This is a genomic window from Herbidospora cretacea (assembly GCF_001570605.1).
In the GTDB taxonomy this organism is placed as follows: domain Bacteria; phylum Actinomycetota; class Actinomycetes; order Streptosporangiales; family Streptosporangiaceae; genus Herbidospora; species Herbidospora cretacea.
In genome coordinates this window covers 242,020-254,819 of record NZ_BBXG01000009.1, presented here as the reverse complement: position 1 = coordinate 254,819, position 12,800 = coordinate 242,020, and the positions used below count along the sequence as shown (strand labels likewise).

At 69.9% G+C, this 12,800-nt stretch carries 13 protein-coding genes; 9 read left to right on the top strand and 4 right to left on the bottom strand.

What is annotated here, in order from left to right:
* The 4 genes from AW270_RS20300 (at position 1) to AW270_RS20285 (ending at position 2,761) form a co-directional block, all read left to right on the top strand.
* Positions 1-1,539 (top strand): glycosyl hydrolase family 18 protein, encoded by a 1,539-nt coding sequence (locus tag AW270_RS20300; protein ID WP_061296673.1) that lies wholly within the window; start codon positions 1-3, stop codon positions 1,537-1,539.
* Positions 1,540-1,556: 17 nt separating this feature from the next.
* Positions 1,557-2,156 (top strand): YoaK family protein, encoded by a 600-nt coding sequence (locus tag AW270_RS20295; RefSeq protein WP_061296671.1) that lies wholly within the window; start codon positions 1,557-1,559, stop codon positions 2,154-2,156.
* A 68-nt stretch (positions 2,157-2,224) separates the two neighbouring features.
* A complete protein-coding gene (locus AW270_RS20290; protein ID WP_245674785.1) occupies positions 2,225-2,515 on the top strand; it encodes a DUF6247 family protein in 291 nt (96 codons plus the stop codon).
* Positions 2,516-2,761 (top strand): hypothetical protein, encoded by a 246-nt coding sequence (locus tag AW270_RS20285; protein WP_061296666.1) that lies wholly within the window; start codon positions 2,516-2,518, stop codon positions 2,759-2,761.
* A gap of 51 nt (positions 2,762-2,812) precedes the next feature.
* On the opposite strand, the gene AW270_RS20280 is transcribed toward AW270_RS20285, so the two are convergent.
* The gene (locus AW270_RS20280) at positions 2,813-4,600 is read right to left on the bottom strand and encodes an elongation factor G (RefSeq protein ID WP_061296664.1); all 1,788 of its coding nucleotides are present in this window, start codon (positions 4,598-4,600) and stop codon (positions 2,813-2,815) included.
* Positions 4,601-4,887: 287 nt separating this feature from the next.
* Here AW270_RS20280 and AW270_RS20275 point away from each other — a divergent pair, with 287 nt between their 5' ends.
* Both AW270_RS20275 and AW270_RS20270 read left to right on the top strand, forming a co-directional pair.
* A complete protein-coding gene (locus AW270_RS20275; RefSeq protein WP_157522291.1) occupies positions 4,888-5,607 on the top strand; it encodes a type IV toxin-antitoxin system AbiEi family antitoxin domain-containing protein in 720 nt (239 codons plus the stop codon).
* Positions 5,604-6,530, top strand: coding sequence for a nucleotidyl transferase AbiEii/AbiGii toxin family protein (locus AW270_RS20270; protein WP_063819272.1), 927 nt, complete (start codon positions 5,604-5,606; stop codon positions 6,528-6,530). Before AW270_RS20275 ends, AW270_RS20270 begins: the two co-directional genes overlap by 4 nt.
* Here the strand turns inward: AW270_RS20270 and AW270_RS20265 are convergent.
* Both AW270_RS20265 and AW270_RS20260 read right to left on the bottom strand, forming a co-directional pair.
* A complete protein-coding gene (locus AW270_RS20265) occupies positions 6,512-7,174 on the bottom strand; it encodes a response regulator (RefSeq protein ID WP_061296660.1) in 663 nt (220 codons plus the stop codon). The two genes, AW270_RS20270 and AW270_RS20265, sit on opposite strands and share 19 nt — an antisense overlap.
* Positions 7,171-8,733 carry an ATP-binding protein gene (locus AW270_RS20260; RefSeq protein WP_245674784.1) on the bottom strand — a complete coding sequence of 521 codons (1,563 nt, stop codon included), beginning with the start codon at positions 8,731-8,733 and terminating at the stop codon, positions 7,171-7,173. Before AW270_RS20260 ends, AW270_RS20265 begins: the two co-directional genes overlap by 4 nt.
* A gap of 131 nt (positions 8,734-8,864) precedes the next feature.
* Here AW270_RS20260 and AW270_RS20255 point away from each other — a divergent pair, with 131 nt between their 5' ends.
* From AW270_RS20255 to AW270_RS20245, 3 genes are read left to right on the top strand one after another with little or no spacing between them, the layout of a single operon-like run.
* Positions 8,865-9,830 carry a Bug family tripartite tricarboxylate transporter substrate binding protein gene (locus tag AW270_RS20255; protein WP_061296815.1) on the top strand — a complete coding sequence of 322 codons (966 nt, stop codon included), beginning with the start codon at positions 8,865-8,867 and terminating at the stop codon, positions 9,828-9,830.
* Entirely contained in the window at positions 9,830-10,312 is a 483-nt protein-coding gene (locus AW270_RS20250) for a tripartite tricarboxylate transporter TctB family protein (RefSeq protein WP_061296655.1), read from the top strand. Before AW270_RS20255 ends, AW270_RS20250 begins: the two co-directional genes overlap by 1 nt.
* Position 10,313: 1 nt before the next feature.
* Entirely contained in the window at positions 10,314-11,819 is a 1,506-nt protein-coding gene (locus tag AW270_RS20245; RefSeq protein WP_061296652.1) for a tripartite tricarboxylate transporter permease, read from the top strand.
* On the opposite strand, the gene AW270_RS20240 is transcribed toward AW270_RS20245, so the two are convergent.
* A complete protein-coding gene (locus AW270_RS20240; RefSeq protein WP_369408998.1) occupies positions 11,793-12,761 on the bottom strand; it encodes a TetR/AcrR family transcriptional regulator in 969 nt (322 codons plus the stop codon). The two genes, AW270_RS20245 and AW270_RS20240, sit on opposite strands and share 27 nt — an antisense overlap.
* Positions 12,762-12,800 lie beyond the last annotated feature (39 nt).

The window sequence follows — 12,800 nt, the reverse complement described above, 5'->3', positions numbered from 1 at the left end:
GTGAGACGTGCTGTGTTCTTGGCGCTGGCCGTGGTGGCCGCGCTGCTCATCCCCTCCCAGGCCAACGCGGCCAACCTGCTCGCCAACCCGGGCCTCGAATCGGGGGCGCTGTCTCCCTGGACGTGCACGGGAGGCCTCGGGTCGGTGGTGGCCTCCCCTGTTCGTACCGGATCGAGAGCTCTTTCCGGCGCGGCCAGCGCCTCTGACAACGCCCGCTGCAGCCAGAACGTGTCGGTGCGCCCGAGCACGGCCTACGTGGTGACGGCGTGGGTCCGGGGCAACTACGTCTACCTCGGCGTCCAGGGCGGCAGCTCGGTCTGGACCTCGTCGGCCGACTGGCGTCAGCTCACCCTGAACTTCACCACCGCCGCCGGCCAGACCTCGGCGCAGGTCTACCTGCACGGCTGGTACGGCCAGGGCACCTACTACGCCGACGACGTCGTCTTCGACGGGCCCGGCGGCACCAACCCCTCGCCCTCGCCCTCGCCCTCGCCCTCGCCCTCCCCCTCACCTTCGCCTTCTCCCTCGCCTTCCCCGTCACCCTCGCCCTCGCCGACGCCCACGGTCACCCCGACGGGCGGGCCGACCTGCGCGGTCAAGGGCAAGCCGGCCGGGAAGGTGCTCCAGGGCTACTGGGAGAACTGGGACGGCGCGGTCAACGGCGTGCACCCGCCGCTCGGCTGGATCCCGATCACCGACGCGCGCATCAAGCAGCACGGCTACAACGTGATCAACGCCGCCTTCCCGGTGATCCGCTCTGACGGGACGGTCCTGTGGGAGGACGGCATGGACGCGACCGTGAAGGTCGCCACCCCCGCCGAGATGTGCGCCGCCAAGGCCGCCGGGGCGACGATCCTCATGTCGATCGGCGGCGCGACCGCCGGGATCGACCTGTCCTCCAGCGTGGTGGCCGACCGGTTCGTCGCGACGATCGTGCCGATCCTCAAGCGGTACAACTTCGACGGCATCGACATCGACATCGAGACCGGCCTGACCGGCAGCGGCAACATCAACACGCTGTCGCCCTCGCAGGCGAACCTGATCCGCATCATCGACGGCGTGCTCGCGCAGATGCCGTCGAACTTCGGCCTGACCATGGCCCCGGAGACCGCCTACGTGACCGGCGGCAGCGTCACCTACGGCTCGATCTGGGGCGCGTACCTGCCGATCATCAAGAAGTACGCCGACAACGGCCGGCTGTGGTGGCTCAACCAGCAGTACTACAACGGCTCGATGTACGGCTGCTCCGGCGACTCCTACTCCGCCGGGACGGTCCAGGGCTTCGTCGCCCAGACCACCTGCCTCAACAACGGCCTGGTGATCCAGGGCGTGACGATCCGGGTGCCGTACGACAAGCAGGTCCCCGGCCTCCCGGCCCAGATCGGCGCGGGCGGCGGGCACATGTCGCCGGCCCTGGTGTCGCAGGCCTGGAACAGCTTCAACGGCCAGCTCAAGGGCCTGATGACCTGGTCGATCAATTGGGACGGTTCCCGGAACTGGACCTTCGGCGACAACGTGAAGGCACTGCAGGGCCGCTAGGGGGTAGACCCCCTGCCATGCGGATCATGTGGGGCACGACCGCGCTGGCCTGCTGCGCCGGCGCGGTCGACCTCTTGACCTTCCAGGAACTCGGCGGCGCGTTCGCCGGCATCATCACCGGCAACGTGGTCACGGCGGCGTCCGGCAAGTGGCTCGCCGCCCTGACGGCCGTGGCCGGGTTCGGCGCCGGGGCCTACGCGTGGTCGGTGACCTTCCGTTCGAGAAGGACATGGGGGTTGATCGCCGAACTGGTCCTGCTCGTCGTCGTGGCGGTCGGCTGGATCGGCACCGGCACCCGCCCCGACCTGTCGGGGCAGCTGGTCCTGCTGGCCCTGGCGGGCATCGCGATGGGCGGCCAGAGCGCGATGATGCTGGGCCTGCGCCCGAACACGACGTACATGACCGGCGTCCTGACCACCTCCCTCCACGACCTGGCGACCGGCCGGAGAGACACCTTCGTGACGGCCCTCCGCCAGATCGGCGCCCTGGCGGTAGGGGCGGCCACGACGGCCATGCTGCTGATGGCCGCCCGGCCGTTCGCGCCCGTGCTGGCGGTATTGCTCCTGATCAGCGCGATCTTCCTGCTACCGCCCGCCCGACGGACTCGGCCTCTGTAGGCTTGACGAGCGGAGAGGGGGTCGCCATGACTGCGGAGCGACATGATTTCGCGCCGTCGGATCTGCCGATGCCGGAGAAGAATCTGCGGGCGATCCGCGCCGCCCTGGTCGTTCCACAGGACCGGGAGGCGTTCGACTCGGGGCTCAAAGCGGTCCTCGACGAGGTCCGGGTGAGTCTCGACCTCTCGGCTCTGAACAACTTCCTGCACCGCTGGTGGATCTCCGCGTGTGATTCGGTGCGGGATCCCGAGGGACGTCACCAGATGCACGCCAAGGCCGAGCAAGCCCTTGCCGGTGAGCCGGTTCCGAAGGGAAGGCCATGGCGCGAGGCTCTCCGAGACCGAGGCATCGACCTCTAAGTGTTCGAACTCATCCTCGATCCGATCGCCGAAGACCAGATCGCAGCGCTTCCCGAAGAGGCGCTGCGCCCGCTGGCGGACCTGTTCGCCCTGCTGGAAGTGGCGCCGTGGAGTGGCCAGCCCTACGATCCGGCCAATCTCAAAGCCAACATGCTCACCCACGCTTTCGGTGAGCGCGGCCTCGCGACCTACGTGATCCTCGACCGCCAACGCGAGGTGTATCTCATCCGCGTCGAGTGGCCCTGACCATGCTTGATGGGTGGCGATGGCGGCCGTAGCCGCCATCGCCATGGTCGATCAGCGCGTCAGCGCGTAGCCGGCCGGTCTCGTCGTGAAAGCGCCCCGGCCCTGGGTGCGGCTGCGGAGCCGGGTCGCGTAGCCGAAGACCTCGGCCAGGGGCACCGTCGCCGTGATGACGACCGTGCCCGGCCGGGCCTCGGTGCCGGAGACCTGGCCCTTGCGTGCGGCCAGGTCGCCGAGGACGCCGCCCGCCAGGTCGTCGGGCACCGTCACCGTCACCTCGGTGACCGGTTCGAGGACGGCCATCGCGCACCGGCGCAGGGCCTCGCGCAGGGCGAGGCGGCCCGCCGTGCGGAAGGCCAGTTCCGAGGAGTCCTTCACGTGGGTCGCGCCGTCGGTGAGGGTCACCCGCAGGCCCATGACGGGGTGCCCGCCGAGCGGGCCGTCGGCCAGGGCGTCGCGGCAGCCCTGTTCGACCGCTTTGACGTACTCCTTCGGCACGCGGCCGCCGACGACCGTGCTGACGAAGGCGAACGGCTCGTCGCACGGTTCCACGTCGATGACGACATGGGCGTACTGGCCCGCGCCGCCGTCCTGTTTAACGTGGCGGTAGAGCACGCCGGTCACGCCCGTGACGACGGTCTCCCGCAGGGCGACCTGCGGGGCGCCGACGCGGATGGTGAGGCCGCGGTCGCGGCGGATCTTCTCCACGGCCACCTCCAAGTGGAGTTCTCCCAGGCCGGACAGGATGGTCTGGCCGGTCTCGGGGTCTGTTCGTACACGAATGGAAGGATCTTCTTCGGCCAGGCGGACCAGGGCCGCCACCAGCCGCTGGTGTTCGGCGCGGGTCGCGGCCTCGACCGCGACCGACACGACCGGTTCCGTCGTGGACGGCGGTTCCAGCACGAGCGGCGCGGCCGGGTCGGTCAGGGTCGCCCCGGTCCGGACCGATTTGGGCCCGGCGATGGCCACGATGTCACCGGCCTCCGCGCGGTCGAGGTCGGTGTGCCGGTCGGCCTGGACGCGCAGGATCCTGGACACGCGCTCGGTCCTCCCGGTCGTCGCGTCGAGGACGGTGTCGCCCTTGCGCAGCGTGCCGGAGTAGACGCGCAGCAGCGCCAGCCGCTCCGCCACCTTGAACACCAGCCCCGCGAACGGGCGGTCGTCGACCCGGGGTTCCGGCAGGTAGGCCACCACGGCGTCGAGCAGCGCCTCGATGCCCTGGTTGCGGTAGGCCGACCCGCTCAGCACCACGACCACCTCGTTCCTGGCCGTCAGTTCCCGCAGCGCCCGCCGAAGGGTCGCCGGGGAGACGTCGGGATATTCGTCGAGGACGTCCGGATGCAGCTCCGCGACCTGATCGACCAGGTCAGGGCTGCCGAGAACGAGCGGCCTCGGATGGAGCCGCCGCCGGATGGCCTCGACGGTCGCGCCGAGGTCGGCCCCCGGCCGGTCCATCTTGTTGACGAACACGATCTTCGGGATGCCGTACCGGTCGGCCCGTCGCCAGACGGACTCGCTCTGCGGCTCCACCCCCGCCACCGCGTCGAACACCGCGATCGCGCCGTCGAGCACCCGCAGGGACCGTTCGACCTCGTCGGAGAAGTCGACGTGCCCGGGGGTGTCGATCAGGTTGATCTGGGTGCCCTGCCAGTGGCAGGTCACCGCCGCCGCGAAGATCGTGATCCCGCGGTCGCGTTCCTGCGGGTCGAAATCCGTGACGGTGGTGCCGTGGTGCACTTCGCCTTGTTTGTACGTGGTCCCGGTGGCGAACAGGATGCGTTCGGTGACGGTGGTCTTGCCGGCGTCGACATGGGCGAGGATGCCGATGTTACGAAGAGTCATGGCCGTTGCGCTTTCGCGAGGTGGATCCGGAAAGGACGGCGCGATGAAGCCTTCTACGAGAAGGCGGACAGCCGGAATCGGGCGCGCAGCCGAAGCCGGGCACCGGAAGACACGCGAATCACCTGAAAGGCACGGAAGGGCACGACGGCGTACCGCATGACGTCCCTCCCGCTGATCGGCTCCGCTGGCAGAGCGACCGTAGCAAAACAGGGCCTACTGGCAGCAACCGATTTATTTCCGAGAGTCGAGTGCAGCGATCCCTACACCCAGGATGTAGCGTTTGCTGCATGAAGCGTCATCTGGCGCTCCGAGCAGTGAGCGGCCGAGCGACCGATCAGTGGGGCCTGGTGACCACGACCCAGGCCCAACTCGCGGGGCTCAGCTCTGTCGACCTCGCTCGTCTCAGTGAAGTCGGGCTCATCGAGGGCGTCGGCCGCGGGGTCTACCTGGTCGGGGGTGCGCCGGTGCCGGAGCATCTGGAGATCAAGCTGGCCTGGCTCAGGCTCGATCCGGCTCGGCCCGCCTGGGAGCGGCATCAACCGGAGACCTTCGGCGGCATCGTGTCCCATGGCTCGGCCTGCGCGCTCCACCGGCTCGGTGACATCCCGACCTCGCTCGTGGAGATCACGGTCCCCACCCGGCGGACCACCCGGGCGCCCGGGGTCCGCCTTCACCGCGCCGCCGTCGACGCATCCGACGTCACCTTAGTCGACGGACTCCCGGTGACGACGGCCGACCGAACGGTCGCCGACCTGCTGACCGCCCGCGTCGACGGCGGACATGTCGGCGGGGTAGTCGCGGACGCGCTGAGGCTGGGTCTGACCGATCAGGATCGACTCGCGGTCAGGATTGCCCCTTTCGCCACGGCATATGGCCTGCCACGCTCAGCCTCGGGGCGCGAGTTCCTGACCTACCTTCTGGGATTCATCGCCGAAACTTATAAATCAGACGGACTCGGTGCGATAAAAAGGCCACTCGAAGAACGCTCCCCGGAGGACGGACCTTGAGCAGGCCCTATGCCAGCCCGCGCGACTTCGAGAAGGCGATGAAAAGCAGGCTCACCGCCTACGGAAAACAGCACGGGCTCAATCTCACCATGGTGTTCCGCGGCTTCTATTTCAGCCGCCTGGCCGCCCGCGTCTTCCACCACGACCCGGAGGGCTGGCTGCTCAAGGGAGGCCAGGCCCTGCTGCTGCGTTATCCGTCCGCCGCCCGGCTCAGCCGGGACATCGATCTACAGTACCCGTCGGCCGAAGACATCGGAGAGGCCCGCACCGCACTGCTCGCTGCCGCCCGAGTGGACCTCGGCGATTTCTTTGTGTTCGTCCCCACCAGCTACGCCGAACACGCGGATGAGATCGGCGGCGCGAAGCAATCCTTCGATGTGATGCTGGGAATCCGGCGACTCGATTCGGTGGCCGTGGATTTCGTCACGGGTCGCCATCCGACAAGCGTTCCCGATGTCGTTCCGCTTTCCCCCGGAATCGCGATGCCCTGGCCTGTCGATTGGCCTGACGCGCGGCTCTATCCTCTGGCCGACCACGTCGCCGACAAGATCTGCGCCATGTACGAACGCCACAACGGAATCGCGTCGAGCCGCTGGCGCGACCTCGCCGATCTGTTGTTGATCAGCCAGCGTGAACGGCTGCGCGGCGCGGCGGTCCGGGTCGCGCTCGACAGCGAGATACGGCGGCGGACAGGCCTGGGCATCGACCTTCAGGTGCCTCAGGAGTTCCGGGTCCCCGGCCCGTCTTGGGCTCGCGGTTACGAGTCTGCGGCCGGTGACGTCTCCGGCCTGCGCGGATGCCGATCGATGGCTGAGGCCGGGGCCGCCGCCGACGCGTTCCTGTCGCCAGTGCTGCACGGGCCCGACCCCGGAGAGTGGGATCCGGCCGCTGCGATGTGGTCGGCTCAGGACGTCCAGCGGTAGCGGTGTTCCGGGCGGCCCGCTGTGCCGTATCTCGGGCGGAGTTCGACCTGGCCCGTGGCGCACAGGTACTCCAGGTACCGCCGGGCGCTCACCCGGGACAGGCCCGTCGCCGCCGCCGTCTCCGCAGCTGACAGGTCGCCGCCGTTGGTGCGGAGGGCGTCGGCGACCAGGGCGCAGGTGGTGGTGGAGAGGCCTTTCGGGAGGACGGTGCGGGTCGTGCCGCCCAGGAGGCGGTCGATGTCGTCCTGGGCCGCCGGGCCTGCTGCGGCCAGGCGGCGGCGGGTCTGGGCGTACTGGTCGAGGCGGTCGGTGAGTTCGGCGGCGGTGAAGGGTTTGACCAGGTAGTTGACCACGCCCGCGCGTAGCGCCGCGCGGACGGTCGGCATGTCGTTGGCGGCTGTGATCATCAGGATGTCGACCGGGTGGGCCAGGCCTCTGAGGTGGTGGAGGACGTCGAGGCCTGACATGTCGGCCATGTAGACGTCGAGCAGCACGAGGTCCGGCCGGAGTTCCTCGACTGAGGTGATGGCCGCGCGGCCGCCGTGGGCCGTGCCGACGACCGAGAAGCCGGGCACCCGGCCGACGTAGCCGACGTGGATCCGCGCCACCATGAAGTCGTCGTCGACGACGAGAACCCTGATCATCCTGACCGCCTCGGCAGCAGCGCGGTGAAGACGGCGCCGCGCTCGTTGTGCACCTTCACCCAGCCGCCGCGACGTAGGCAGGCCTGCCTCGTCAGCGCCAGGCCGAGGCCTCGCGGGCCCGACTGCGCCGCCTTGGTGGTGAAGCCCTCCCGGAACACCTCTTCGGCCAGGTCGGCGGCCACTCCGGGGCCGTCGTCGCTGACCCGGACGTGCAGACCCTCCTCGGAGGTCCGGACGCACACCTCCACCGTCCCGCCCCGGTCGTCGAGGGCGTCGAGGGCGTTGGCGACCAGGTTGCCGACGACGAGGACGGCGTCGTGGGGGTCGCCCAGGGTCCCCTCTTCGACGCTCGCGTCGTCGGCTAGGCGCAGCGCGGCTCCCCGCTCCGCCGCCTGGGCCGACTTCGCCAGCAGCAGGGCCGCCAGGGTCGGGTCCTTGACCTGCTCGCGGATGTCGGTGGTGTACCGGCCGCCCGCCGATTCGGTGATGTAGTGGACGGCCATCTCGTGTTCGCCCAGCTCCAGCAGGCCCACCACGGTGTGCATCCGGTTGGCGAACTCGTGGGCCTGGGCGCGCAGCATGTCGGTGGTGTTGCTGGCCTCGTCCAGCTGGTGGGAGAGGCGGATCAGCTCGGTGCGGTCCCGCAGCGTCACCACCCAGCCGCGCAACTGGCCGCGCACCTCGACCGGGGTCCGGTTGAGCACCAGGGTGCGGCCGTGGCGGAGCACGATCCGGTCTTCGCCGACGTCGTCGCCGGCCATGACGTCGCGCAGGCGGTCGCCCGCCGGGAGGTCGTCGAGGGAGCCGCCGACGTCGCCGAGGAGTTCGTGGGCCGCGTCGTTGATCAGGGTCATCCGGCCGTCGAGGTCGAGGGCGACGACGCCCTCCTTGACCCCGTGCAGCACGCCTTCGCGCTGTTCGAGCAGGCCGGCGATCTCCTTGGGTTCCAGGCCGAAGGTCTGCCGCCGGACCCGGCGGGTGATGAACGCCGCCGCGGCCGAGCCCAGGACCAGGACTCCGCAGACCGTCCAGATCAGCGGCGGGAGGGCGTCGGCGAGTTCGGCGGCGACCGTCTGTTCCAGTATCCCGACGCTGGCCAGGCCGATGATCTGGCCGTCGAGGCCGAAGATGGGGGCCTTGCCGCGCACGGAGGTGCCGAGGGTGCCGGTCTGGACGCCGGTCCACTCCTCGCCCGTGGTCAGGACCTCGGTGCCGTCGGTCGACAGCTTCTGACCGATCAGGGAGGCGGTCGGGTGGGCGTAGCGGATCTGGTCGCGGTTGGCGACGACGACGTAGTCGGCGCCGGTGGCCTTCTGGATGCTCAGCGCGATCGGCTGGAGCGTGGCCTCGGGGTGGGGGTCGTCGAAGGCCTCCCGGACGCCGGGCAGGCCGGCGACCGACTCGGCGATGGCGAGGGCCCGCTGTTCATACTGCTCGTCGAGCTGACGGCGGGTGTGGCTGACCCAGACGGTCGCGGTGCCCACGACCGTCAGCAGCACGATCACCATCTGGAGGACGAAGAGTTGGGTGCCCAATGAGGCGTTGAGCAGCCGTTTCACGGGTTCACTATAAGAGGCCCGGTCCATGACCAATATGACCTATATGACGTCTATCACATAAAGGATCGACGGATCGTGCGCCGTCGCTCAGCATCCTCACCACGTTCAGGAAACCAATGTGGGAGTCGGCGATGCGACGATCATTGATATTCGCGGCGGCGTTGCTGGTCGCCGTCACGGGCTGCGGTGCGCAGTCGTCGTCCGGTGGCGGGACCTCCGCTATCAAGATCATGGCGCCGGCCGCTCCCGGTGGTGGGTGGGACACGACCTCTCGTACCGCCGAGCAGGCCTTCAAGTCGGCCGACCCGAACCTCAAGGTCGAGGTCTACAACGTGCCCGGCGCGGGCGGCACGATCGGGCTCACCCAGCTCGTCGGGGAGAAGGGCAACGGCAATCTGCTCATGACGATGGGCCTGGTCATGGTGGGCGCCATCGAGCAGAACAAGTCCCAGGTCACGCTGGCCGAGACGACGCCGATCGCCAAGCTGACCGAGGAGTACGAGATCGTCGTCGTCCCCGCGAACTCGCCCTTCAAGACTCTTCAGGACCTCGCCAACGCCTGGCGGACCGACCCCGCCAAGGTCGCCGTGGCCGGTGGTTCGGCCGGCGGCACCGACCACATCCTGGCCGGGCTGATGGCCAAGGCGGCCGGGGTCGACCCCAAGCTGGTCAACTACATCGCCCACTCCGGCGGCGGCGAGGCGCTGAACTCGCTGCTCGGCGGCAAGGTCGCCATCGGCATCTCCGGCATCGGCGAGTTCGCCGAGCACGTGAAGTCGGGCAAGCTGCGCGCCCTCGGGGTGTCCTCGCCGGACCGTCTCCAGAGCATCGACGCGCCGACGCTGAAGGAGGGCGGGCTCGACGTCGAGCTGGCCAACTGGCGCGGGTTCGTGGCCCCGGGCGGGCTCGACGACGCCGCCAGGCAGTCGCTCACCGACCTGGTGACCAAGATGCACGACTCGGCGGCGTGGAAGGACGCGGTGGCCAAGAACGGCTGGATCGACGTCTTCCAGACCGGGCAGCCGTTCGCCGACTATCTGAACTCCGAGGCGGCCCGGGTGAAAGGCATCATCGCCGAGATGGGGCTCGTGTCCTGATGCGGTGGAGGAACCCGGAACTGCTGCTCGCGGGGGCCGTGCTCGCCCTCGGCGTGTTCGTCATCGTCGGCACCGCCGACGTGACGGCGGCGGCCTCGACGCTCGGGCTGGGACCGCGGTTCTTCCCGATCATCGTCGGCTCGGCCATGATCGCGACCGGCGTCTTCTACGTGGTGGACGTGCTGCGCGGCGGTCAGGGCGACCCGGAGGAGAGCGAGGACGTCGACCCGTCCGCGACCTCCGACAAGAGGTCGGTCGCCCTGATCAGCGTGATCTTCCTGGCGTTCGCGGTGTCGGTCGACTTCCTGGGCTGGGTGATCGCCGGCGCGCTGCTGTTCTTCGGGGTGTCGTGGGTGCTCGGGGCCGAGAACCGGCTGCGGGCCGGGGCGCTGGCGATCGTGCTGGCCGTGGCGTCCTACCTGGCCTTCGTGAAGGGCCTCGGGGTCACGCTGCCCGGCGGGCCGCTGGAAGGGCTGTTCTGACGTGGACTCCCTCGGCCTGCTCCTCGACGGCTTCGCGACCGCGCTGACCCCCGTCAATCTCCTGTACGCCCTCGTCGGCGTGACCCTCGGCACCCTCGTGGGCGTGCTCCCCGGCATCGGCCCGGCCATGACCGTGGCCCTGCTCCTGCCGATCACGTTCAACGTGCCTCCCGCCAGTGCGTTCATCATGTTCGCCGGGATCTACTACGGCGGCATGTACGGCGGTTCGACCACGTCGATCCTGCTGAACACGCCGGGTGAGAGCTCGTCCATGATCACGGCTCTGGAGGGCAACAAGATGGCCCGCCGGGGCCGCGCCGCCCAGGCGCTGGCCACGGCGGCGATCGGTTCCTTCGTCGCCGGTACGATCGCGACCGGCCTCCTGGTGGTCGCCGCGCCCCTCGTGGTCGACTTCGCGATCTCCTTCGGGCCCGAGGACTACTTCGCGCTGGCGATCCTGGCATTCACCGCCGTGTCGTCGGTGCTGTCCCGGTCGGTGGTGCGCGGCCTGGCCTCGCTCGGGATCGGCCTGGTCATCGGCCTGATCGGCATCGACCAGCAGACCGGGCAGGCGCGGCTGACCCTCGGCATCCCGCAACTGCTCGACGGCGTCGACGTCGTCGTGGTGGCCGTGGGGCTGTTCGCTCTCGGGGAGGTCCTGTACGTCGCCTCCCGGCTCCGGCACGGCAACCCCGAGGTGATCCCCGTGGGGCGCGCGTTCATGGGCCGGTCGGACTGGGCCCGCTCGTGGAAGCCGTGGCTGCGCGGGACGGCGCTCGGATTCCCCTTCGGCGCGCTGCCCGGTGGCGGGGCCGAGATCCCGACGTTCCTGTCCTACTCGGTGGAGAAGCGCCTGGCCAAGGGGCGTGAGTTCGGCGAGGGCGCGATCGAGGGCGTGGCCGGGCCGGAGGCGGCCAACAACGCCTCGGCGGCCGGGACCCTGGTTCCCCTGCTGACCCTCGGCCTGCCGACCTCGGCGACGGCGGCGATCCTGCTCGCCGCCTTCCAGCAGTACGGCCTCCAGCCGGGGCCGCAGCTCTTCGACCACAACCCCGCGCTGGTGTGGGGGATGATCGCCTCGCTGTTCGTCGGCAACGCGATGCTGCTGGTCCTGAACCTGCCGCTGGCCCCGCTGTGGGCGAAGGTCCTGCACATCCCCAGGCCCTATCTCTACGCGGGCATCCTGCTGTTCGCGGCGCTGGGTGTGTACGCGCTCAACGCGTCGTGGGTGGACCTGGTGGTCCTGTACGTGCTGGGCCTCATCGGCTTCGCGATGCGCCGCTTCGGGCTGCCGCTGGCCCCCGCCGTGATCGGCCTGATCCTCGGGCCGATGGCCGAGATCCAGCTCCGCCGCGCTCTGGCCATCGGCGCCGGAGACGCGACGGTGCTGGTCACCAGCCCGATCGCGGCCATCCTGCTGGGACTGTCGGCCCTGATCCTGGCCGCTCCCCTGGTGCGGCGCCTGCTCACCCGCCGGCTGTCAGCGCAGGGGGCGGACAAGGTGTGAGGCGACGGCGTGGCTGGCGCCGAAACCCTCGGCTCTGGCGACGATGCGGCCGTTCGTGACCCGGACGGCCGTTTCCGTCGTTTCCGCCGCCTCCGGCCCGTAAAGCACCCGCAACGGCGGGGCCGTCTGGAGTGGCGTCAGGCAGTTGAGGGTGTCGCCGATGACCAGCTGGGCGAGCAGCGTGAGCTCGGCGCCCGCCGCCACGATCAGCGTGACGTCGTCGGACGTCGCCCGGATCGCCTCTTCGACCGCGGGCACCCGGTGCGGCGCGAGCGTGACCACGACGCCTTCGGGCAGGTCGCCGGCCGGTTCGTCGGCCGGTTCCACCTTCGCCGCGAACTCCAGGTGAGGGGGCGGCCACGAGTCGCCGAGGTCGAGGGTGGCGAGGTGTTCGCAGGTCCGGATCACGTCGAAGAGGTCGGCGTGGGCGGCGAACTGGCCGGCGCCGTGGAGGATCGTGAGGGCCTGTTCCGCTATGCGCACCTGGCGGCCCGCGCCTGGTTCGAGACGTTCCAGGGCCAGGCCCAGCAGGATCGCGCTCAGCTTCACGAGCTGGCTGAACGGCTTGCGGGTGAACTCGTCGGCCATGACCTCGGGCAGCAGGTCGCGGCCCAGCCACGGGTCGGAGCTGATCGGGACCCCGGCCAGCCAGGCGCGGGCGAACCCGTGGAGCGCCTCGGCGCGGGTGGTCGCCGGGGGGCCGCTGACGGCGGGGCGTTCGGCGGCCAGGGCGGCGAAGTAGAGCGCGCGTTTGCCGGGGAAGTTGGAGTAGACCGCGCCCCGGGTGAGCTCGGCCCGCTCGGCGATCGTGTCGATCTTCGCGTCGCGGAAGCCGTACAGCAGGAACTCCTCGCGAGCGGCGGCGAGCACCCGCTCGCGGGTGAGCCGCTGGTGTTCCGCACGGGACAGCCGGGCCATGTCGCCTCCGCCTTGCCGGATCAAGGCCACCAGGATAGCTTCACCATTCAGATGTTCTCATCA